Here is a 22,757-nt window from a genome sequence, read left to right as displayed (position 1 = left end):
TCGCGCCATGGCTGATCCGCTGCGCGTCACGATTTGGAACGAATACCGCCACGAGAAAGAAATCCCGAAGGTGGCTGAGCTTTATCCGGAGGGCATCCACCAGACCTTGGCGGAGCTTTTGGGCGCGGAGGGTGACATCGAGGTGCGCACGGCGACGCTGGACGAGCCGAGTCATGGGCTGACGCCGGAGGTTTTGGAAAGCACCGATGTGATGCTTTGGTGGGGCCACTGCGCGCACGACGAAGTCGACGATGCCATCGCGGCGGACGTGCAGCGGCGCGTGCTGGAAGGCATGGGGCTGCTGGTGCTGCACTCGGGGCACTACGCCAAACCGTTCAAACGGCTGATGGGCAGCACCTGTTCGTTGAAATGGCGGGAAAACAACGACAAGGAGCGCATCTGGACGGTGATGCCGTCGCACCCGGTGGCGGCTGGGGTGCCGGAGCATTTTGAGCTCGTGGAGGAAATGTATGGCGAACCCTTTGGCATTCCCGAGCCCGATGAGACGGTGTTCATCTCCTGGTTCAGTGGCGGCGAGGTGTTTCGCTCGGGCGCATCATGGCGACGGGGCCACGGGCGGGTGTTCTATTTCCGGCCCGGGCACGAGACGTATCCATCCTACCATGACGCGAATGTGCGTCGGGTGATTCTCAACGCGGTGCGCTGGTTGCGCCCGACGGTGCGGATCCCGGACGGGTGTCCGAACGTGGAGCCGCTGGAGTGAGCGGCCGGCGTGCCGCACCGAGCGTTATTCGTCGGCCGGGGGCTGCGGGTGCAGGTTGAAAATATGCAGCGTCACGACGTAGATGCGGCGCGGCACGAAAGCGCCATCGGGGATGTCAAAATCTCCGTCCATCTCGATCCCGTAGTAGATTTTAAAGCCGTCGATGAGGGGTGACTCCCACGCGGCGGCTTCCATGGCAGGCACGGTGTTCGACTGACGCACTGCGGTCGGCGTGAGGGGCGAGAAGGCCAAGGCGAGCTGAGGCAGGGCGGACTCGAGTTGGGCGTAAACGGCCATGGCCGATTCACGATCGTCGTATTTGCCGATGAGGGCGTGGAAGCCGTGATCCTCGATGATGGCGGAAAGCACGGCGGGATGTTCGAGCGTGGCGTGCCAGCCGGGGGGAGCATCCTCGGGTCGGTCGAGCGGTTCACCGCGGAGGGAGGCATAGTGATCGAGGCGCCCGGCAAGCACTAGTTCGAGGTAGCCGAAAAAGTCTCCGGCGTGGTAGGGCGAAGCGGGCGGCTCGTCTTCAAAGTCGTCGAAGTCACCGAGTTCCTCGAGCTCCGGTGCCGCGGTGTCGGTTTGAGCGGAGAGGGACGAGACGAAAGGCAGGGTGAGGGCGAGCAGGAGGGTGAAGAACTTCATGGGTAGGAGGGAGGCGGAAGCTGGGGAAGGAAGGTATCGCCGGGAAGTTGCACAAACAAAAAGCCCCGCCGAAATGGCGGGGCGGGGGAAGGACCGAAATGGAAGCAGCGTTATTGCGTGTGGGCGCCTTTGGCCAGTTTGCCGCGGACCGCGAAGAGGATGCCGAAGGCGACGATGAGCACGATGGGGAACATGGTCATGGTGTGCAGCGTGGCCTGACCGGTCGCGAGCTCGATGGCGGATTCGTCGGTCATGCCGTTGGCGATGGCTTCGGCGCGGTTGGAGTCGATCCAGCCGCCGATGATGGGGTTCCAGATCGAGACCGCAAACATGCCGGCGCCGCCCATGAGCGACATGCCGAGCGCGCCGGTCTTGGGCAGGTATTCCGACACAAAACCGATCATGTTGGGCCAGAAGTAGCAGACGCCGATGGCGAAGACCACGATGGCCACGTAGACCATGCCGCCGGTGGCGGTGCTGAGCATGTAGAGGCCGACGGCGGTGAGAATGGCCGAGACGAGGAGGACGCCGGTGACGTTGAGCTGATGCACGAGCGGACCGCCAAATTGACGGCCGATGGCCATGAGGCCGGTCGAGAGCGCGAGCAGGATCATCGGGTGGGCGCCGGTCTCGGCGAGCACGCGGCCAACCCATTGTTGGGTGCCGAGTTCGGACGTCGCGGTGAGCGTCATGCAGACGATCATGAACAGGTAGAGCGGGGTGAAGAGGGCTTTGATGTTCGTGCCGGTCGAGGTCTCGATGTTTTCCGACTTCGGGAAGGTCTGGGTGAAGATGAGCCAGCCGTAGATCGCCGTCGGGATGAGCATGACCCCGATCTGGGCCTGCCAGCCGAGAGAGGCGGAGGTCATGGCTTGAGACACGAGCGCACCGATCACGATGCCACCGGGGAACCAAACGTGGAAGCGGTTGAGCATCGCCGTCTGCTTTTTTGGATACATGTCGGCGATGAGCGGATTACACGCCGCTTCGACCGAACCGTTGGCGAAACCGATGAGGAAGGTGGAGATGATGAGGCCCCAGAAACCGCTGGCCGTGATGGTGAGGATCAACCCCAGCACGTGACCAATGAAGGCGATATACATGAGGATCTTCGCGCCGAGGTAGTTGTAGGCGAGACCGAGGACCATCATGGCGACGGGGAAGCCGAGGAAGGCCATGGAGTTGACCCAACCGAGCTGCGTGTCGGTGAGGTCGAAGGTCTGGCTGAGTTCGGTGAGGACACCGGCACGGATCGCGAAGGTCATCGCGGTCACGATCAGTGACATGCACGCGGCGAAGAACAGTTTGGAGGGGTTAACAGTGCTCATGATGGAAAGCGTTGCGCGGCGGGGAAAGCCGAGCGCGGGCGCGGGGGAACCGGCCGGGGGGAGTAGGGTTGAGGGTTCGGGGCGGGGAGCGGGTAAAGCGCTCTCGTTGCTGGGCTAAGGAACGAGAGCGGGCAACATCAATGCAGAGCGGGACCTGACTTCCAGCCACAAAAAGGCCCCTTGCCTGCGAACGTTGATCGCGAGGTGCAAGGGGCTTGCGGCGGGCGCGCGTGGAGGCGGCTTAGGCGAGGTGTTCGCGGTTGGCTGGGGTGGTGAAATCGAGGTCGGGGCCAACCGGCACGATGGCGGTGGGATTGATCTCGGTGTGGGTCGCGTAGTAGTGCGTTTTGATGTGGTCGATGCGCACGGTGTCGGCGATGCCGGGGTGCTGGTAGAGGTCGCGCAAGTAGGCACCGAGCGCCGGGTAGTCGACGATGCGCCGCAGGTTGCACTTGAAGTGGCCGTGGTAGACGGCGTCGAAACGCACGAGGGTGACGAAGAGGCGGATGTCGGTCTCGGTGAGACGACCGCCGATCAAATAACGTTGCCGCGAGAGGTGGTCATCGAGCGCGTCGAGGGTGGCGAAGAGCGGGGCGACGGCTTTTTCGTAGGCGGCCTGTTCGGAAGCGAAACCGGCGCGGTAGACACCGTTGTTGACCTTGTCGTAAATGATGGCGTTGAGGCGGTCGATTTCGTCGAGGTAGTCGACGGGGCAGAGGTCGAGTTCGGGGTGACGCGCGACGGCGTTGAACTCGGAGTTGAACATGCGCAGCAGATCGTCGTCGGAGTTGGTGACGATGCGTTTCGTTTCTTTGTCCCACAACACCGGCACGGTGAAGCGGCCGCGGTAAGCGGCGTCGGTCGCGTGGTAGGCCTCGCTCAGAAATTGGAAATCGTTGATCGGGTCGGCGGAGAAACCGTCGCCGTCACGGAAGGCCCAGCCGCGGTCGTCGCGCCACGGATCGACGGCGGTCATGCCGATGGCGTCCTGCAGGCCTTTGAGCTCGCGGGCGATGATGATGCGATGCGCCCACGGGCAGGCGTAACAGACGTAGAGGTGGTAGCGGCCGGCGATGGCGGGATAGGCGCTGGAGCCATCGGCGCGCACCCAATCACGGAAGGCATCCTCCTGGCGGTTGAAGTTACCGTCGTCGGATTGTTCGTCGGGAAATTGGCTGCGTTTGGGCATGGTGGCGCGGGCGGACTCAACCGCTCCGGATCGAGGCCAGTTGTTGGCGGGCGCGAGCTTTGGCGATCTCATCATGCTTCTTTTGAGAAGGCAGCTGGAGGCCGTATTCCAATTGTTCCTGGGCTTCGGCGATGCGGCCGGCAGCTTGGTAGGCGAAACCAAGTTCCAAGTGATGAGCGAGCGCGTCGGGTTCGAGTTCGACGGCACGTTCGAGGTGGGAGATGGCGTCGTCGAGGGACGCGTCGGGCAGGCCGCCGTAGATGAGGCTGACGAAGAAGCGGGCGACGGAGCCGAGGTCGTCGACCTCGCGGTGCCAGCGACCGAGCACGTGATGGGCCCAAGCGTAATCGGGATCGAGGGCGAGGGCGCGTTCGGCGTCGGTTTTGATTTCGCGGGAGAGTTTTACCTTGGTGCGGTTGTCGCTGTAGGTGGCGAGTTTGCCGCGGGCGACGGCGACGGAGAGCACGTTCTCGGCGTTGTCGGGGGCGAGTTCCGCGGCGCGCTTGGCGTAGGTGATGGCTTGCTCGGCGTAGGCGCGTTTGCGGTCGAGGTCCTCGAGGTCGACGATGGCGTCGGAGTATTGCCGGGCGATTTTCTGCAGGATGAACGGATCGTCGGGGCGGGCGTCTTCGAGCTGGAGGAAGAGGTCGAGGGCGTCCTGCGAGCGGAGTTCGTCCTCGGCTTGAAGGGCGCGTTGAAGGAGCGCATCGGGATCGTCGGTCTCCGCGAAAGCCGTCGATACCGCGGCGGCGAAGAGGCCGGTGAGGATCAACGGAAGAGCCCGGGAGAGGATGCGCGGAGTGTTCATGATGGTTTGGAAAAGCGGTAGTGGCTCACGAGCCATTCCTCGCCGTTGCGGTAGCCCCAGAGTTCGGCGCAAGCCATGTAGAAGACGCGCCAATAGACCCACCATTTGGTGGTTTGGTTCGCGCCGTAGGTTTCGGCGAAGAGCGGGAGGATTTCGTCGCGGTGGCGGTCCATGTTCTGGAGCCAGTGTTCGGCGGTCTGCTGATAGTGGCGGCCGTTGACCTGCCAAGCGGCCTCGAGAGTGAGGTCGTCTTGGAAGTGGCTGAGCAGATCGTGGGCGGGCATCTGACCGCCGGTGAAAAAGTAGCGGGACATCCAGTCGGTCGCGTCGCGGGCGACGAAGTGATAGGACAGCTCGCGGTGGGTGAAGATGTGGACGAAGAGCTTGCCGCCGGGGCGCAGCCAACGGGCCACATGGGCGAGGAGCCGTTGGTAGTTCTTCATGTGTTCAAACATCTCGATGGAGATCACGCGGTCGAAGGACGCGGGCGTGATGTCGAAATCGTTCATGTCGGCCGTGATCACGGTGACGTTGGTCAGGCCGCGGCGGGTGGCCTCGGCATCGATGTGGAGCTTCTGTGTCCGGGAATTGGATACAGCGGTGATGTGGGAGTCGGGATAGCGGGCGGCGAGGTAGAGCGTGATGGAGCCCCAGCCGCAGCCGAGCTCGAGGATGTCCTGCCCGTCGGTGAACTCTCCGCGCTCGGCGTAAAGGTCGAGCATGTGGGTCTCGGCTTCGTCGAGGGATTCGTTCCCGGTGGGATAGAAGCAGCCGGAGTATTTGAGGCGGGCGCCGAGGCAGAGCTGGTAGAAGCGGGTGGGCACCTCGTAGTGCTGCTCGTTGGCGGCGGCGGTTTGCTCGGCGATGCCGCGGGTCTTGAGATCGGCCACGTAGGCGGCAGCATCGTAGCCGGCCTCGTCGCGGATGCGTTGGGCGAGGAGGCGGCGGATGCCGACGCGGATGAGGGCATCGGGGAGCAGGTTCTTTTCGAGCAGCCAGTCGATCATTTTTGTGAGTAGCGAGTAGCGAGTAGTGAGTAGCGGGTAGTGCGGTGCGGGTAGCGGAGCATTCGGATGCTCGCTACACGCTACTGTCTACTCGCTGCTTCTGGTGGGGCCGGGGAAGAAGGCGTTGGTCTCTTGTTGGTATTGGCGGAAGGCGTCGCCCTTGGATTTGAGGGACGAGGCTTCGGCCATGGGCACGCCGGTGACGTTGAGGAGCAGGTGCAGGATAGCGGCGGGGGCGATGAGGCCGATCCAGCCCCAGGCGGAACCGCAGGCGAAGAGGCCGAGGCCGACCCAGATGCACCATTCGAAGAAGTAGTTGGGGTGACGGCTGTAGCGCCACAGGCCGACTTTGCAGACCTTGCCCTTGTTGTGTGGGTGGCGGACGAAGGCTTTGAGCTGGCCGTCGGCGAGGGTTTCACCGAGCAGCGCAAGCACGGTGATGGTGGTGCCGATGAGTTCCCAGGCGTTGAAGGCGGGCATGGCGTTGCGCGCGGGGAAAAAGAGCGGGGCGCTGAGGATGACGACGGAGACGGCCTGCAGTTGGAAGAAGCCGAACATCTTGGGGGCGAAGTTGGCCTGCCAGTCTTCGCGGAGTTGGACGTAGCGGCTGTCCTCCTGCGGGTGGTGGCTCATCACGCGGGAGTAGAGGTGGCTGCCGAGGCGCACGCTCCAGATGGTGGCGAGGGAGGCGATGACGAGTCCGCGGGCGGCCCAGCCGTGGCCGGCGAGGGCGTAGTGCCAGGCCACGGCGGTGAAGCTGTAGGCCCAGACGAAGTCGACGATACCGTAGTTGTTGATGCGCCGTGCCCACAAGTAGGTGAGGGCGAAAAGCACCATGAGGCCGACGGTGGTGAGGAGCAGCGTGGCGATCATGCGGCGTCGGGTTCGCGGTTGAGGTCGGCGAGGCGGTCGATGACCGGCCGTAGTGGAAAATACACGACGGCGAAGAGCAGCGGGATGCTGATGAACCACGCGGTGAAGGCGTGCACGCCGGCCCAGCCAAATTTTTCAAGAAATTCGCCGAAGGTGAGGTCGGCGAAGTTCTGCACCATGTCGACGACGGAGAAGGCCTGTTCCTCGGAACCCCAGATCAGCTCACCGAGGCGCACGTAGACCACAATCATGGGCACGTGGACGGGTGTGAGCAGTTGGTTGAGGGTTTGCATGATGGGCTGGTTGAGCCGGAGGGGGAGGCCGACGAAGAGGTTGAGCAGCCAGGTGAAGCCGAGGAAGGGGAAGAGGGAGCAGACGGTGCTGACGGCGAGGGTGAAGGTGATCTTGCGGGGCGTGACGCCCTGCGTGAGTTGGCGCTTGATGGGATCGACCAGGCGGCGTTGCCAGAAACTGCGACGCGGCGCGGAGGAGGAATCGGCGGTCGCGGCGGATGAGCTGCCGGCGTCGGCGCTCATGAGGAAAGGGGGCCGGCGCCGAGGGCGTAGGCGGCAACCCCGGCGAGGACGAAGCCGAGGGGCAGGCGCAGGCGGCCCTCACGCTGGACCGTGAAGACCTCGCGGAGGCGGTTGATGTGATCGATGCGGAAGAGTTCGACCAGCATGTAGACGGCCATGGCGAAGTTGCCCCAGAGGATGACGGTAATGAACCAGAGGATACGCGCGCCGAGGGTGGGTTCCTTCCAAGCGACAAAGACCCAGAACGTGATGAAGGCGAAGTAGGCGTCGAAGAGCGTGGCGATGAACCACGGGTTGCCGGTGACCTCGGCCGGAATGCCGAAGATGGGTTGTTGCAGGCTGGCCCAGACGATCAGGCCGCTCATGGAGGCGAAGATGCCGATAAAGAGCAGGCGGAGCAGCCAGAGCATGGTGGGTCAGAGGGTGAGGTTGTTGGCGCGGGTGTGCAGGGTGTGCACGACGCCGATGTTGCGCAGGGCGAAGGCGGCTTCGCAGTAGTGGAGGTAGTAGGACCACTTGCGGATGAAGCGCTCGTCGAAGCCGAGGGCGCGCACCTCGTCGAGGCGGGCGTTGAAGGCCTCGCGCCAGAGTTGCAGGGTGCGCGCGTAGTCGTGGGCGAAGTCCTCGACGGAGTTGAGCACGAAGCCGCCGGCGCGGGCGAGCTGGTCGTTGACGCGGTTGAGCGAGAGCAAGAGGGAGCCCGGGAAGATGTGCTTTTGGATGAAGTCGACGCCCTTGCGGAAGGCGTCGTAGCGGTCGTCGGGGCAGGTGATGAACTGGAGGGCGAGCAAGCCCTGCGGTTTGAGCACGCGGTGGAGGGCGGAGCAGAACTGCGGCAGGTAGCGGTGGCCGATGGCCTCCATCATTTCGATCGATACGATCTTGTCGAAGGAGCCGGTGACGTCGCGGTAGTCGCACATTTTGACCTCGATGCGATCGCTGAGACCGGCGGCGGCGATGCGGGCGGTGGCGAGGTCGTATTGTTGTTGGGAAATGGTGAGGGTGGTGACGTGGCAGCCGTAGGTGCGGGCAGCGTGCATCGACCAACCGCCCCAACCGCTGCCGATCTCCAGGACGCGGTCGGTGGGCTGAAGTTGGAGCTTCTGGCAGAGCGCGTCGTTTTTGGCGCGTTGGGCTTCCTCGAGGGACAGGTCGGGGGTCGGCCAGCGGGCGGCCGAATACATCATGGACGGGTCGAGGAAGAGGCCGAAGAACTCGTTGGAAAGGTCGTAGTGCTCGCTGATGTTGCGGCGGGCGGTGGTGCGGCTGTTGGGGCGCAGGAGGTGGCCGAGACGGTTGATGAGCCGCAGCACGTTGAGGGCACCGGCGCGGGCGGCGCGTTTGGAACCGGAGAGGGTGGGCGCCTCGTCGATGTTGAGGATGAACCACGCGATCACGGCGGAGAGGTCGGGAGATTCCCAGTCACCGTCGATGAAGCTCTCGGCAAAACCGAGGTCGCCGGAGAGCACGCACTTTTGGAAGAAGGCCTCGCGCTTCACCTTGATGGCGGCGTGGGCGTTGATGCCGCAGGGCAGCGGTCGGGCGGTGTCGCGATCGCCGAACTCAACGGCTTCGCCGCCGGGGAGTTCGAGGCGCAGGTAGCCGCGCTGCATGGGCGAAAGGGTGTCCAGCACAAGTCGTCGACCGAGGGAGACACGGCGCTGCTCCTCGGGAATCGCGGTGGGGCTGGCGGAGGCGGTGGAGGACGAGGAAGGCATGGTTGGGGAGGTGAAGCGTTCGGAGTGAGCTTGCTGGGTGGACAGGATGCGGGAGGTGAGTTGGGTCAACCCGCAGACCGGTTTTTTGCGAGCATCGGCGTCGGCTCAGGATTCGGAACGGAGGGAGGAGTGGGGACGGTAGAGGTCGCGTTGATCGGCGGCGCGGGCGGCTTTGGCGAACCATGGCACACGTTTGAGCCAGAGGCGGAAAGCGTGCCAATGGATGAGGAAGATCACGCGCAGGGTGAGCAGGGGGTATTTGAGGAGGAAGAGGGCGAGGGCACCGTCGGTGAGCGGGCGGGCGGTGCCGGTCACGGTGCTGGTGAGGGTGCGTTTGTCGCCGGTGTAGTCGTCGATTTGGACGGAGAGACGGTCGCCGGGAACGCGCAGGGTGAAGTCGAAGGCGACATCAACGTCAGAGAAGGGCGACACGTAGAAGTGTTTGGGCGTGCGGCGGTGGAAGGTGTCGCCGTCGCGGTTGTCACCGGAAAGCAAATACGGCTTCATCTCGTGGAAGGTATTGGTGACCTCGGCGAGCGCGGCGACGGGTTCATCGGCGGCGTTGCGGATGTAATAAAACGAAACGGGGTTGAAGCGGTAGCCGAGGATGCGCGGCAGAGTGACGAGTTGCACGCGGGCGTCGGGACCGGGATCGATGCCGTGGGCAGCGAGGTGGTGGAGGACGCGTTGTTTGAGGTGGGCGGCGGTGGTGTGGTCGGCCGGGGCGTCGGGGCTGGCGTTGTGTTTGATTTCGCCGAGGGGGAGGAAGTCGCGCAGGCGCAGGCTGTAGAGATTGGCGCGGTCGACGGAGAACCAGCGCAGGCGTTTCGCCAAGGCGGGAAGTTCGTCGAGGTCGAGGCTCAGCATGAAGATGCGGTAGACAAAGCGGTGCCGCTTCGGGGCGAAGCGGGCGTGCATGACACGGCATTCGTAGAGCTGAGAGCGCATGGGTGGGGGGCGAGGCCGGGCGAGGGGGCAGAAGGGTAAGGAGTTTGCTCGGCGGGGTGGTTGCAAACGGTGGACGGGGATTTGTGGGTCGGCGGTCCCGTTTAGGTGGCCCAGGGGTCGTTGTGGAGGAGGTGGCGGCTGAGGTTGTAGGCGGAGAGGAGGCCGTCTTCGTGGAAGCCGTAGCGCTGCCAGGCACCGGCGAAATAGGTGTGGGTGGTGGTGTCGGCGGCGGTGTGCAGCGCCGGGATTTCTTCCTGCGCCTGCACGGCGGGCAGGTCGAACAGGGGGTGAGCGTAGTCGATGCGGCGGTGGACGGCAGCGGGGTTGATGTCGTTGGGCCGGTTGATGGTGACGAAGTATTGCTCGCGGTCGCTGACGCCTTGCAGGGAGTTCATCCAATAGTGCGTGGCGGGTTCGATGCGGCCCTCGGCGCCACGCACGAGTTGGTAGTTCCAACTCGACCAAGCGCGGCGGGTGCGGGGCATGACGTCGGTGTCGGTGTGCAGGGTGGCGACGTTGGCCTGATAGCGGAAGACGCCGAGGATGCGCGACTCTTCGGGCGTGGGGTTGACGATGAGGCGCAGGGAGTCGGGCGCGTGGGTGGCGAGGATAACCTGGTCGAAGGACTGGGCTTCGCCGCGGTTGGTCATAACGATGACCTTGTCGCCGGTGCGCACGATGCGGGTGGCGGCGGTGCCGGTGAGGATGCGATCGGCGAAGGGGGCGACCATGCGACGCACGTATTCGCGGCTGCCCCCGTCGACGGTCCACCACTGGTGCTGGGTGTGGAGACCGAGGAAGCCGTGATTGTGGAAGAAGCGCAGCAGGGTGGACGCGGGGAACTCGAGCATGAGCTCGGGCGGGGTGCTCCAGACCGCCGAACTCATGGGCACGAGGTAGAGGCGGAAGAAGTCGTCGCCGTAGCCGCGCTCGCGCACGTAGTCACCGAGGGAGACGTCGCGCAGGCGCGGGTCGTCGAGGGCCTTGACCGCGTCGGCGTTGAAGCGGTTGACGGCCATGAGCATCTTGAGGAAGCGCAAGTTGAAGAGGTTTTTGCGCTGGGCGAAGAGGTGGTTGAGTGAGGTGCCGCACCACTCGAGTCCGGTCTCGTCGTCCCGGACAGCGAAGGACATGGAGGTCTTTTTGACCGGCACATCAAGGCGGTCGAAAAGACGGCAGAGGTGCGGGTAGGTCTCGCGGTTGAAAACCATGAAACCCGTGTCGATGGGCACGCGGCGCTGCGTGCCCGGTTCATCGGCATCGACGGTGTTGGCGTGACCGCCGGCGTAGTCGGCCGACTCAAAGACGGTGACGTCGTGCTGACGGTGCAGGAAGTAGGCGCAACCGAGACCGGCGACGCCCGAGCCGATGATGGCGATGCGGGACATGCCGGATAGGTGCGCCGATGGTGGCGCGGGTCAAGTCGACGGGGGCGACAGGCGGGGGCGGGCTGACGCCGAGCGGAGAGGCAACGCGACGCGGCCGGGACGTCCGCGTCCACCTTGGCCGCCGGAGCGGATTAATTTGCGGGCTTGGCGTCGGGTTTGTCGACGGTGAGCTCTGTCGTGTCTTTGTGGATACCGGGACGCTCGGGTTGTTTCGGAGCCTCGGCTTGGGCGGCTTGAATGGTGCCGACGGCCAGGGCGGTGGCGGTGGGGACCACCTTTTTCAAGGAGGAGCGCACGTGCACGTGTTCGGAGCGGGCGGCGGCTTCGACGGTGCGGTGGTGGTCGGCGTGTTCGCCTTCGGCGAGGACGGACTGGGGCACGGCTTTGAAGCCCCAGATGAGGCCGGTCCAGGAAAGGAGTTTGAGTCCGTAGTAGGTCGGATCGATTTCCCACCAATAGAAACCATTGCGGGTGGAGCTCTGGTAGCGGTGGTGGTTGTTGTGCCAGCCCTCACCCAGGCAAATGATGGCGAGGATGAAGCTGTTGCGGGAGTCGTCGGTGGTCTTGAAGCGACGGCGGCCCATGAGGTGAGCCATGGAGTTGATGCAGGAGGTGCCGTGGAAGAGCGCGGTGGTGCTGATGAAGAAGCCCCAGACGAGCATTTGCGGACCGGTGGTGCCGAGGCCGGGAGCGAAGCGCTCGAGGGCGGCGCCGAGACCGAACATGGAGGCGGCGAAGAGCAGCGGGACGACGATGTCGAAGCGATTGAGGAACACCAACTCGGGGAACTTCGCGAGGTCCTTCACCTTGGAGTAGTCGGTGGGGAAGTTGCGGCGGCTGGTGATCCAACCGATGTGCGACCACCAGAAACCATGCACGTGCGGGGAGTGGGCGTCCTCTTCGTCATCGCTGTGCTGGTGATGGTGGCGGTGGTGGTAGGCCCACCAAAGCGGACCACGTTGCACGGTGGTGCCGCCCCAGACGGCGAGCAGGAACTGACCGAAGCGGGAGGTGCTGTAGGTCTTGTGGGAAAAGTAGCGGTGGTAGATGCCGGTGACGGCAAACATGCGTAGGAAATAGAGCGCGACGGCTGACCAAGCGGCGAAGGGGCTCCAGCCGGTCCAGATCACGCCGAAGCAGCCGAGGTGCAGCACGGCGAAAGGCATGACGCGCACCCAGTCGACCTTGTCGGGTTCCTGGCGCATTTTCTCGGGACCATCGGGGCAATAGTCGGCGTCGATCCATTGGACGACGGCGGTTTTCAGGCGGCTAAGCAGGGGACGGGCGGGAGCAGACACGTTGATCTATTTCGGGTCTAGAGGGGCGGAGTCGATGGGCGGAAAAACGGGGGCGGGCGATCGTGCCCCCGGTCGGTAGTGCAAAACCCTCCTTATCGGCCTCCGCAAGTCAGAGTGGAGGAAAAGAGTCCTGCGGAAGCGGTCGATGTTCCCTCCCGATGCGACGTCTTGCCAGCTGGCAGGCGGGCGGTTTTTGTCGCGGCCACATGGATGCTCACCCCGCGACGTCGCCGGAGAATGTGCCAGCCACCGCTCCGCCGGTGCGCAAACGGGAGATCTTCGGTTGGTGTTGCTTCGACTTCGCCAACTCGGCCTTCACCACGATCGTGATCACGGTGGTCGGCATGCCCTATTTCACCGGGGTGATTGCCGACGGGCAGCCCGAGGCGAAGCAGTGGTGGGGCTGGATGTTGGCGCTGTCGCAGGTGTTTGTGATCCTCCTGTCGCCGCTCGTGGGGGTGGTGGCGGACGTGCGGGCGCGCAAAAAACGTTACCTCGCTACGACGGCGCTGACCTGTTCGGTGGCGACGGCGTGCATCGTGGGCATCGACGCGGGGCAGGTTTGGCTGATGCTCGGGCTGGTGCTCGTGGCAAACGTGGCCTTTTCGATGAGCGAAAATGTCTGTTCGGCGTTTTTGCCGGAGATCAGCACCCCGCAAAACGTCGGCAAGATCTCCGGCTATGGCTGGTCCTTTGGCTATTTTGGCGGATTGCTGAGTCTGGTTTTGGCCTTGGTGATCGTAAAAAGCGGCGACGGGCGGGCGGTTTGGACATTTTTGACCACGGGTCTCTTTTTCTTTTTGGCCAGTTTGCCTACTTTGTTGCTGCTCAAAGAGCGCGCGAAGCCGCGGGTTTTGGCGCCGGGAGAAACGTATCTTCGGCTGGCTTGGACCCAGTTTGGGCAGATGAAGGCGGAGCTGCCGCAGCATCGGCGGCTGGCGGTGTTTTTCCTTTCCATGGTGTGTTTCATCGCGGGTCTCATGGCGGTGGTGGGCTTTGCGGCGGGTTATGCCACCGAGGTGATTGGGATGGGGGAGGCGGAGGTGATCGGACTCTTTGCGGTGCTGCAACTGGCGGGGGTGGCGGGGGCGTTTGGTTTTGGCTTCTGGCAGGATCGGTCCGGGCCTAAGTGGCCGTTGGTGAGCGCTTTGCTGTTGTGGATTGTCGTGTGCCTGTGGGGGGCGGTCTGCCATTCGGTGACGGAATTTTATCTCATCGGGGTGCTGGCAGGTATCGCCATGGGGAGCCTGCAATCGGCGGCGCGGGCGGTGGTGGCGACCCTCACGCCGCCGGGGCGATCGGGGGAGTTTTTTGGCTACTGGGGGTTCTTTGCCAAGTTGGCCGGCGTGATCGGTCCGGCGGTGTTTGGCACCCTGGCGACCCATTGGGGCTACCGGCCGGCGATCGCGGCCAATGCGGGCTTTTTTGTGCTGGGGCTGGTGATTTTGCTGCCGCTGACGCTGCCCTCCCGCCACGCCGTCACGCGTTCTTAACATGTTAGACTTGGCACGGGTATTGCATTAGAACTGTTGGCGAGTTTGATTCGCCTTGCTTTCTCAGGACCCTCCCCAATCGGGTTCTTTGATTTTACTGCGAGAGGAAAGGAACGGGCCGGAAACGGTCGCCGGATCCGCTGAGGCTAAGTAGCCCGCGAGGTTCGCCCCGTAATAAGGTCCTTTCTCAACGAATTTTGGTCGGACGCGGACTAGCGAGTTTCGCCGCGAACCGACCGGGAACTTTGGCCAGCGCGATGAGCGCGGGTCGAAACCGTCCGTTTAGCCTGCCGCGAACAACGCGGGTGGCGATGGGCGTCTTACACCAAATAAAGAAAACAAAACGCCGCCCTGTCGTTTAACAGGGCATTCCCAACATGAACGCAGTCAAGAAACTCGCTATCGTGCTCAGTCTCGGCGCTCTCGCCGCCTCCGCTTTCGCGGTGACGTCGGAGAAGGCCTATGTCGCCTCCTACGAAGGTCGCACCGACATGCCGGTGCCCGTGAAGGTGGTTGCTCCGGACCTGCTCGCGACCCCGGGTGCCGAAGTTGTTGTCGAGTTCGTCGTCAACAAGGCCGGTGTTCCTGAGGCCATCGAAGTGGCTTCCTCGAACGACGAGGAGCTCGCTTCCGCGGCCGTTGAGGCCGTCGCGCAGTGGCGCTTCACCCCGGTGATGAAGGACGGCGACACCGTCTCCACCAAGGTTAAGCTCCCGGTCCGCGCTTCCGAGCCGGCTCTCCGTTCGGAGCGCTTCGCCGCGGTCTTCTGATCGTTGCGAGACTGAATCGATAGTCTGATACCAGAAAACAACACAGGGCCGTCCTCGCTTTTTGCGGGGGCGGCCCTGCTTCTTTTTACGAAAGGGGAGGGGGCGGAAGATTTAGCGATGGAGCCAGCGAGGGCTGGCACCACATCGGCTAGGGGAGGCGGCACGTATGCCGGAAATCCTGCCTTACATCGATACGACCATTTTGGTGAGCATCGTGGTCGTGCTGCTTTCGGCGGTGGTGATCAATGCGATCGCGCGGCGCATCTTTGACCATCACCTGCGCAAAGCGCTCACCAGTGAGCGGCGCACCGGGATCACTTTCATGCGCAACGCGGTAAAGGCCGCGATTCTCTTCGTTTCGGTGCTGGCGATTATTTACAGCATCCCGGCGCTGCGGTCGCTGGCGGTGGGCGTGTTTGCGGGTGCGAGTATTTTGGCGGCGATCATCGGTTTTGCGTCGCAGAAAGCCTTTTCGAACATCGTGAGCGGGATCTTCATCGTGTTGTTCAAGCCCTTCCGGGTGGATGACATCATCAAGATTAACGGCGAGATCGGGACGATCGAGGACATCACGTTGCGGCACACGGTGATCCGGGCATTGGAGAACAAGCGCCTGATCTATCCCAACTCGGTGATCGATTCGGAGCCGTTGATCAATTGGACGATCCGCGACGAGAAGGCGCAGAAGTTTATGTTCATCAGCGTGGGATTTGAGGCCGACGTGGACCGCGCCGTGGCAATCATTCGCGAGGAGGCGACGAAACATCCCGACCTGCTGGACGAGCGCACGCCGGAAGAGGTCGCGGACGGCAAACCGTTGGTGGAGGTGCCGGTGCTCGATTTTAGTCAGTCCATGGTGAACTTCCGCGTGCCGCTGTGGGCCAAAGACTTACCGACGGCGATGAACATGACGTGGGACGTGCATCGGGCGATCAAACGGCGCTTTGACGAGGAAGGTATTCCGTTTGGTCGACCTTCGCAGGTGAACTACGGCGGGGAGCAGCTGCGGCAGCGGGCGGTGGGTGAAGCGGGTCCTTAACGACGCGGCGTAGCGAAAACTACGCGGGCGGTGGGCGTGATTTCCAGTCTCGCCAAGCGGTGGAGGCAGGCTCACGGTCCGCCGTTTCATGCGTGCTGCGATCATTTACATCGTCGCCGTGTTGGGCGCTAACCTCACGGCAACCTGGTTCATCCATTTCCCGGTCTTCGGGCAGGTGGCGGTGGGCACGTTTGTGTTTGGGTTCACCTTCACCCAGCGCGACCGCATGCATGTGCGTGGGCGGAAGTTTGTCTACGGTGTGATCGGGCTGGCGGCCTTGCTGAGTTGCGGGCTGTCCCTGTTGGGTCACGTGCCCCCGCGCATCATCCTGGCGTCGGTCGTGGCGATCATTTTGGCGGAGACGGCGGACACGGAGGTTTACCAGCGCTTGCTCGGAAAATCGTGGTGGCACCGGGTGCTGACGTCGAATGCGGTGAGTATTCCGCTCGACTCACTTTTCTTTAATCTGGTGGCCTTTGCGGGCGTGGCGGGTTTTCCGCCGCGCGTGTTGGCCTCGATCATCTTTGGCGAGATTCTGGTGAAGTTTATGGTCGGTGCGGTGGCGGCGATCTGGCGCGGCCGGCAGGTCGACGGAGCCGCACTGGAACGGTCTTCGGCGCAACAACAGCCGAGCGCCTGATTCGCGCTCGTCCCTCAATCCAAAGTCGGCGAACCGGGCCTCGGTTATTAACCGCATTTAAACTGCGTGAAAAGTCGCCCCTCCCAAACCCGTTCGCCCGCGGCACGTGCGGTCGCTTCTGTGGAAGATGCGGGAGTGCACCTGTTGCAGTCGCGCATGCCGGAGGGTTACTCGCGATGGATTCTGGGTGGGGTGTTAATCACCCTGGTGGGCTACGGTGCCACCACCTTGGGACTCTGGCGCGAGCAGGGGGCCTTGGGTATGTGGGGGTGGAGCGATCCGTATGTGTTCATCATCGGACTGATCGCATTGGGGCTGTGGCGAAAGCGTCGGCTGCGGGCGGCGGGTTCGGTGGTGCTGGCGGCGGTGATGATGGAGGTGCATCTGGCGTTTGCGCTGAATCTGGAGCAATCGTGGGCGCCGAGCGGGATGATGGTGCCGATGTTGGTCTCGGTCGCGGCGTTGTGGCTGGGACCGCGGGTGGCGCAGTGGATGGGGTGGTTGATTCTATTCACGATCCCGGCGGCGATCGGGATATCGGGTTATCTGGGTATGACGGCGGGTTTCGCGGCGCCCGGGTTTCCCTATCTGGTGATCGTCTTGGCGACCACGGTGTTGGTTTCGAACACGCTCTTAATCACCTTCATGCGCTGGTTGGCGGAGAGTCTGCGGCGGGCGGAAATGGAGGAGGCGCGGATGGTGGAGCTCATCCAAGCGGCCCCGGACGGGGTCGTGGTGGTGCGGGGGAACGAGATCATCGTGGAGGCCAACGCGGAGGCGGCCCGAATTCTGGGGGCGCCGATCGAAGAGCTCAAGGGACGGCGCATCGACGAGCTGCTGGATTGGCCGGATGCCTTTGATTTTACGGGATGGTTGAGCGCGTCGGAGGCAACCGACGAGTTGGTGCCGTTGTTGGGCGGGCCCACCGGGATACCGCTGGACGTGCGCTCACGCCGACTGCCGCGACACGGTGGAGCGGCGGATATCCTGCTGGTCATGCGTGACGTAAGCGTGCGGCGCGAGGCGGAGGAGCGGGAGAAGACCTTGCGCGAGCAGCTGTTGCAGGCGCAGAAGATGGAGGCGATCGGATTGTTGGCCGGAGGCGTGGCGCATGACTTCAATAACCTCATCACGGTGATTGGCGGGTATGGAGCGATGCTCACGCGTTCGAGCGATCCCGAAGCGCGCCGCTATGCGCCGGATATCATGGCGGTGCAGGAACGCGGAGCGGCCATGGTGCGGCAATTGTTGACCTTTGCCCGCCGGGAGCGGGTGACGCCGACGGTGATGGATCTGAGCAGCTGCGTGCTCTCGGCCGTGCCGTTGCTCAATCGCATGGTGGGCCAGCAGGTCCTGCTGGAAGTGGATGCGCCGGAGGTGTGTCCAGTGGAGGCAGACCCGGGCCAGATGGAGCAGGTCTTGATCAATCTCGTGGTCAACGCGCGGGACGCGATGCCGGAAGGCGGCCGGGTGTGGGTGAGTTGCCGTCGACGAGGCGATCAGGTGGAGCTGCGGGTCCGGGATGAAGGTGAGGGGATGACGCCGGAGGTGCAGGCCCGGGTTTTTGAGCCATTTTATACCACCAAAGGGCCCGACACCGGCACGGGGCTGGGGCTCTCGACCGTGCATGGAATCGTGCGACGGGCGAACGGAGAAGTGACGGTCGAGTCGACGCTGGGCCGAGGCTCCACTTTCGTCGTTTTGGTGCCGCGCAGTCGGGCGCCCTTGGTTGAACCGGCGGTGCCGGCGATGGTGGAAATCGATGCATCGATGGAGGGCACTTCGGTGCTGGTAGCGGAGGACAATGACGCAGTGCGCAGCTATTTGGAGCGGCTGCTGCGGCGAGCGGGCTTCCAGGTGTCGCTGGCGCGGTCGGGCGATCAGGCCTTGGAGATGTTGATGCAGGCCTCGCGGCCGCCGGATTTATTTTTGTGCGACGTCGTGATGGCGGGAATGACAGGACCGGAAGTCGCGGAGCTCGCGAGCAAGCGGTGGCCGGGCCTGCGGACCCTGTTCATGTCGGGCTATCTGGGCGTCTCGGCGGAGTCAGAGTGGTTCGATACGCGGAGCAATCTGATCATCAAGCCGTTTGGGGCGGGCGAATTATTGCGCCGGATCGAGATCGTCCTCGAACAGGCACCGCAGCCAGTAAGTCCGGCGCTGCGGCGAGCGCCGTCACGCTGAGTGGCTGCGGCGTCGGTCGCCTCAGGTTTGGGAATCCGAGGGGAGGGGAGCGGGCTGATGCGGAGGGCGGATGCGCGAGGCGACGGACCGTCGTTGGCGCAGAAAAAACCAGCCGACCGCGGCCGACGACACGCCGGCGAGAGCGACGGCCGGGCGGGGGCCGAGGCTGGACGCGATGCCACCGGCGATCAGGCTGCCGATGGGAAACATGCCTTGGCCCATGGCGAAGAGGCCCATGATACGGCTGCGTTTGTCGTCAGCGACGGCGGATTGCACGAGGGTGTTGTTGCCGGCCATGGAGAGCACGGTGCCCCAACCGGTGGCGGCCAGGCACAGCAGGGCCCAGGGAAGGGTGGGGCTGAAGGCGACTCCAATTTGGCCAATCGCGATGGCAAACGCACCCGCGGCGACGAGGCGGGGCAGGCCCTGGGGGGAGGGTTGGCGGGCCAGGGTGACGGCGCTGACGAGCGCGCCCGCGCCCACGGCAGAGAACATGTAGCCGAGAGTGGTGCTGTCGCCGTGGAACAGATCGCGGGCGAAGACGGGGGCGAGCGTGCTGGCGGCAAAGCCTACCAGGGCGATCAAAGGCACCATGACCAGCGAAGGCATGAGGGCCGGGGACCGGCGGGCGTAGCCCACGCCCTCGCGGAGTTCGGTGAGCAGGCGTTTGCGCTGGGCGGCGGGCCGATGGTGGGCTGGCGGACGGATGAGAAAGAGGGCGGAGAGGATGGCGAGGTAGCTGCTGGCATCGAGCAGGTAGCTCACGCCGGGCCCGGCAGTGGCGATGGTGAGACCGGCGATGCCCGGGCCAACCAGGCGGGCGGCGTTGAACATCGACGAGTTGAGCGCGATGGCGTTGGGCAGGTCGTCCTTGCGGTCGACCAACTCGACGATGAAGGACTGGCGGGTGGGGAATTCGAGGGCGTTGATGAGGCCGCGAAAGGTGACGAGCGCGAGCAGGCGACCGACGGTGATGGCGTCGAACAGAGTCAGGGTGGCGAGGGTGGCGGCTTGGAGCGCGCAGAGGATGTTGAGCCACCACATGAGGCGGATGCGCGGCAGACGATCGCCGAGGAGGCCGCCGAGCGGCGCGAGCAGGAGCACCGGGATCTGGTTGGCGAAGGGGAGGAAACCGACGAGAAACGGGTCGCGTGACAGTTCGTAGATGAGCCACGCGGAGGTGGTGAGGGTCATCCAGTTGCCCAGCAGGGAGAACGACTGGCCGGTGAAGAACAGCCGGTAGTTGCGGGAGTTGAGCGCGCGGAGAGAAGTCGGAAAGGCCAAATGTGGAGTGGAAGCGGGAGCGCGGGGCTGGCGCTGGTGACGTGTCGGAAGCCCGGGGAAGCTGGAAAGAAGCTAAGCAATCTATGCCCGGAGACGTTTTTGGCGACTCAGCAGGTAAATTTCATGGGCCACAAAAAAGCCCCGTTCCACAAGGGAACGGGGCTGAGAGTTTTTTAGATCGAACAGGAAGTCGGGTCGTGCCGCTTAGAAGCGGAGGCGAGCGCCGATGTTCCAGTTCAGCTTCTGGCCGAAGAACACGCCAGCGGACTGGGCGGTGTGGGATTCGGTGCCAGCGAGACCGACGGGCAGACCTTCATATTGGCTGTTGTCGGAGGCGTCGGAGACGTAGGTCTCGTCGAGCAGGTTGAACACGTGGGCGAAGAGGCTCACGTCGAACGGACCGAACTCGGCCGGGATGTCGTAGTAGACATGGAGGTCGAACACGGTGTAGCTCGGGATCTTCCAGGACTGCTCACGGTCGTTCGGGTTGTTGCGGGTGAACACATCCCAATCGGCGTAGTAGTTGGAGTAGGAGCGACCCTGCAGCTTGATGGACAAGCCGTCGGTCGGGAAGAAGGTCACCGCGTAGGCGAGCTGGGTCTGCGGCTGGTCACCGACCTTGATGCCGTCGAGGTAGAGCATGTCACCGTTGCTCGGCAGCTGCTGACGCGTGCTGATCGTGTATTGGGTGTAGTCCACGTCGGAAACGTAGGTCCAGTCGCCGAAGGAAGCGGCGGCGTCGAAGCGGACCCATTCGTTCATGGCGTAAGCGGCCTCGATTTCGATACCGTTGTAGTCGGAGTTGATGCCGCGCTGGTAGGTCACGATGTCGGCTTGTTCGTCGACGTCGGTGCCGGTGAGGTCACGCCAGGTGGTGAAGTAGGCGTTGGCCGAGATCCAGAAGTTCTCGCTCGGGGTGGCCCAGCGAGCGCCGATTTCCACGGAGGTGTAGGTCTCGTTGGTCGGGTCCGGGACGAGCTGACCGGTGCTGTCGTCGATGGCGCCGTCGAAGATCGGGGCGCGGTCAACATAACCGGCGTTCACGAAGGCGGAGAACTGCTCGGAGAACTCGTAGCTGATGCCGCCCTTGATCTGGGCGCCGTCGAGACCGTTGGCCTCGGCGTAGAGCTTCTCGCCACCGCCGACATCGGTGAAGTGGTCGAGGTAGGAGTAATCGATGTTCGAGTAGCCGACGGTGCCGAAGGCGTCGATCGGGCCGGAGTTATACTTGCTGGTCACGAAGAGACCGAGCCAGTCAACGGTGTTGGTGTTGAAGTAAGCGATCTTGTCGCCGAGGCGCTTCTTCCGCTGCGCGTCGGTGGTGTCGAAGTCGTTACCGGTATACCAGTAGTAGTCGCCACCGAGGAGGTCGCGGACTTCACGATAGTGATCGATCTCGGCGGTGCGCCAGTCGACACCGGCGGTGACGGAGACCTCATCGCTGAAGTCGTAGGTGAGCTTGGAGATGATGCCGTAGGTGTTTTGCTCGTTGTTGGAGTTGCGCAGGATGCCGTAGGAGGAGAGTTCGCCATTGGCGTCCGGCGTGCGGTTCTGGTTGCGCTCGATGGTGGCGTTCCAGTCGTAGTTTTGCACGAGGGAGGTGCCTTCAGCGTAGCGCTGGATACTACCGTAGGTGCCGGAACCACCGCCTTCACCGCCGGACCAGTAGAACACGGTGGCGAGCTTGGCGTTGTCGGACAGCTCGGAGAACCAGTTGAGGTTCACCTGCGGCTTGTTGAAGTAGTTGACGCGCTCGTTCATGAAGTTGGCGTCGTAGCGGTTATGCAGACCACCCCAGTAGTATTGCTGGCCGGTGTAGGAGGGATCGACGGGAGCGGCGTTCGAGTTGAAATCGAAGCCGGCATCGACCGGGCCGGAACCGTAGAAACGGGGGCTGTTGTTGAAGCGTTCCACCGCCGCGATCTGGGCGTCGGTGTAACCGAGCTTCTTGGCTTCCTTGGCGCTCCACACCGCGATGTTGGCGTCAAAGCGTTGACCGTGCTGCTGGGGGGCGGCGATGCCGTAGAGCTCGAGGCGGTTGGTGTCGTTCACGAACCACGTCGCGCCGAGGTAGTAACCTTCACCCTTGGTCCAACCGTAGTCGAACTTGCCATCGCCTTCCTTGTGGACGGCGCCGACGGTGAGGGCGAACTTGTCCTCGAGGATACCGGTGTTGAACACGCCGGTGACCTTCCAGAAGCTATCGGAGCCGAACTCGGTCTTGACGGAACCACCGGCCTCGGAAGCGGAGGGATCGGTGATGATGTTCAAGGTGCCGCCGATGGAGGGCATGGGCAGCGAGGTGTTGGAGAGGCCGCGCTGGAGCTGGATGCTCTGCGAGACATCACCGAGACCGTCCCAGTTGGACCAGTAGAGCCAGCCGTTTTCCATGTCATTGGTGGGCACACCGTTGATCATGATGGCGACGTTGCGCTGGGAGAAGCCACGCACGTTGACGCGGGCGTCGCCGGCGCCGCCGGAGTCTTCCGTGGCGTAGATCGACGGCGCGCTGTTGAGCACGAGCGGGATGTCCCGGGAGCCGAGCTCCTTGGTGATCTGTTCTTTATCGAAGGTCGTGAAAGCGACCGGCGTCGTGCCAAGGATGGCCTGATCCGCGAAGTCGGCCATCTCGGTCACGACGAAGGCGTCGAGTTCGACCGTGTCTTCGGCGCTCGGCGTGGTCTGCTGAGCGAAGACCGGCAACGCCGCGAGAGCGGCAGATGCAGTTAGGGCAAAAGCCCGTTTCGAATAGTTCATGGTAGTTTGTGGATGTGAATGGAACGGTCACCGGGTTTGCCGGATCGGGTGATAGGTTTCCCAATCTGGCAGGCCGAGGACCGACCAATGTAAGTCAACGCCCTCGAACACAGGGCTGCGGGCCC

General features: G+C 63.6%; 19 protein-coding genes and 1 pseudogene. 6 read left to right on the top strand and 14 right to left on the bottom strand.

The window, feature by feature from the left end:
• Nucleotides 1-7 precede the first annotated feature (7 nt).
• A complete protein-coding gene (locus tag K1X11_RS10420; RefSeq protein ID WP_221032277.1) occupies nt 8-724 on the top strand; it encodes a ThuA domain-containing protein in 717 nt (238 codons plus the stop codon).
• A gap of 24 nt (nt 725-748) precedes the next feature.
• Here the strand turns inward: K1X11_RS10420 and K1X11_RS10415 are convergent, their stop codons facing one another.
• The 12 genes and pseudogenes from K1X11_RS10415 to K1X11_RS10360 all read right to left on the bottom strand — a co-directional run.
• Nucleotides 749-1,372 carry a hypothetical protein gene (locus tag K1X11_RS10415; RefSeq protein ID WP_221032276.1) on the bottom strand — a complete coding sequence of 208 codons (624 nt, stop codon included), beginning with the start codon at nt 1,370-1,372 and terminating at the stop codon, nt 749-751.
• A 110-nt stretch (nt 1,373-1,482) separates the two neighbouring features.
• Nucleotides 1,483-2,700 carry an MFS transporter gene (locus tag K1X11_RS10410; RefSeq protein ID WP_221032275.1) on the bottom strand — a complete coding sequence of 406 codons (1,218 nt, stop codon included), beginning with the start codon at nt 2,698-2,700 and terminating at the stop codon, nt 1,483-1,485.
• Nucleotides 2,701-2,941: 241 nt separating this feature from the next.
• On the bottom strand, nt 2,942-3,889 hold the full coding sequence (locus K1X11_RS10405) for a glutathione S-transferase family protein (protein WP_221032274.1): 948 nt from the start codon (nt 3,887-3,889) through the stop codon (nt 2,942-2,944).
• 16 nt (nt 3,890-3,905) lie between these two features.
• Nucleotides 3,906-4,697 (bottom strand): tetratricopeptide repeat protein, encoded by a 792-nt coding sequence (locus tag K1X11_RS10400; protein WP_221032273.1) that lies wholly within the window; start codon nt 4,695-4,697, stop codon nt 3,906-3,908.
• Nucleotides 4,694-5,704 (bottom strand): SAM-dependent methyltransferase, encoded by a 1,011-nt coding sequence (locus K1X11_RS10395; protein ID WP_221032272.1) that lies wholly within the window; start codon nt 5,702-5,704, stop codon nt 4,694-4,696. Before K1X11_RS10395 ends, K1X11_RS10400 begins: the two co-directional genes overlap by 4 nt.
• A gap of 87 nt (nt 5,705-5,791) precedes the next feature.
• Nucleotides 5,792-6,577, bottom strand: coding sequence for a DUF1295 domain-containing protein (locus tag K1X11_RS10390; RefSeq protein WP_221032271.1), 786 nt, complete (start codon nt 6,575-6,577; stop codon nt 5,792-5,794).
• On the bottom strand, nt 6,574-7,113 hold the full coding sequence (locus tag K1X11_RS10385) for a DUF2062 domain-containing protein (protein ID WP_221032270.1): 540 nt from the start codon (nt 7,111-7,113) through the stop codon (nt 6,574-6,576). Before K1X11_RS10385 ends, K1X11_RS10390 begins: the two co-directional genes overlap by 4 nt.
• Nucleotides 7,110-7,523: a DUF1475 family protein gene (locus K1X11_RS10380; protein ID WP_221032269.1), complete on the bottom strand. Its 414-nt coding sequence runs from the start codon at nt 7,521-7,523 to the stop codon at nt 7,110-7,112. The genes K1X11_RS10385 and K1X11_RS10380 overlap by 4 nt, the downstream gene beginning before the upstream one ends.
• 6 nt (nt 7,524-7,529) lie before the next feature.
• Entirely contained in the window at nt 7,530-8,831 is a 1,302-nt protein-coding gene (locus tag K1X11_RS10375; protein WP_221032268.1) for an SAM-dependent methyltransferase, read from the bottom strand.
• Nucleotides 8,832-8,936: 105 nt separating this feature from the next.
• Nucleotides 8,937-9,779, bottom strand: a complete 843-nt coding sequence (locus K1X11_RS10370) for a DUF1365 domain-containing protein (RefSeq protein WP_221032267.1) — start codon at nt 9,777-9,779, stop codon at nt 8,937-8,939.
• 101 nt (nt 9,780-9,880) lie between these two features.
• Complete coding sequence (locus K1X11_RS10365) at nt 9,881-11,167, bottom strand: NAD(P)/FAD-dependent oxidoreductase (protein ID WP_221032266.1); 1,287 nt, start codon at nt 11,165-11,167, stop codon at nt 9,881-9,883.
• Nucleotides 11,168-11,514: 347 nt separating this feature from the next.
• A pseudogene (locus K1X11_RS10360) lies at nt 11,515-12,372 on the bottom strand (acyl-CoA desaturase); the annotation flags it as partial.
• A gap of 251 nt (nt 12,373-12,623) precedes the next feature.
• On the opposite strand from K1X11_RS10360, the gene K1X11_RS10355 reads away from it, so the two are divergent.
• From K1X11_RS10355 to K1X11_RS10335, 5 genes are all read left to right on the top strand, one after another.
• Complete coding sequence (locus tag K1X11_RS10355; RefSeq protein ID WP_221032264.1) at nt 12,624-13,958, top strand: MFS transporter; 1,335 nt, start codon at nt 12,624-12,626, stop codon at nt 13,956-13,958.
• Nucleotides 13,959-14,335: 377 nt separating this feature from the next.
• On the top strand, nt 14,336-14,728 hold the full coding sequence (locus K1X11_RS10350) for an energy transducer TonB (RefSeq protein WP_221032263.1): 393 nt from the start codon (nt 14,336-14,338) through the stop codon (nt 14,726-14,728).
• A gap of 166 nt (nt 14,729-14,894) precedes the next feature.
• Nucleotides 14,895-15,767 (top strand): mechanosensitive ion channel family protein, encoded by an 873-nt coding sequence (locus K1X11_RS10345; protein WP_221032262.1) that lies wholly within the window; start codon nt 14,895-14,897, stop codon nt 15,765-15,767.
• A gap of 88 nt (nt 15,768-15,855) precedes the next feature.
• Nucleotides 15,856-16,407: a VUT family protein gene (locus K1X11_RS10340; RefSeq protein WP_221032261.1), complete on the top strand. Its 552-nt coding sequence runs from the start codon at nt 15,856-15,858 to the stop codon at nt 16,405-16,407.
• 66 nt (nt 16,408-16,473) lie between these two features.
• Nucleotides 16,474-18,591: an ATP-binding protein gene (locus K1X11_RS10335; protein WP_221032260.1), complete on the top strand. Its 2,118-nt coding sequence runs from the start codon at nt 16,474-16,476 to the stop codon at nt 18,589-18,591.
• A gap of 21 nt (nt 18,592-18,612) precedes the next feature.
• On the opposite strand, the gene K1X11_RS10330 is transcribed toward K1X11_RS10335, so the two are convergent.
• Nucleotides 18,613-19,875, bottom strand: coding sequence for an MFS transporter (locus tag K1X11_RS10330; protein WP_221032259.1), 1,263 nt, complete (start codon nt 19,873-19,875; stop codon nt 18,613-18,615).
• A gap of 204 nt (nt 19,876-20,079) precedes the next feature.
• Nucleotides 20,080-22,632, bottom strand: coding sequence for a TonB-dependent receptor (locus K1X11_RS10325; RefSeq protein WP_221032258.1), 2,553 nt, complete (start codon nt 22,630-22,632; stop codon nt 20,080-20,082).
• Nucleotides 22,633-22,757 lie beyond the last annotated feature (125 nt).

It is taken from the genome of Actomonas aquatica (genome assembly GCF_019679435.2).
Taxonomy (GTDB): domain Bacteria; phylum Verrucomicrobiota; class Verrucomicrobiia; order Opitutales; family Opitutaceae; genus Actomonas; species Actomonas aquatica.
The sequence above is the reverse complement of the archived record's forward strand: the minus strand, read 5'-3'. Positions and strand labels throughout refer to the sequence as shown.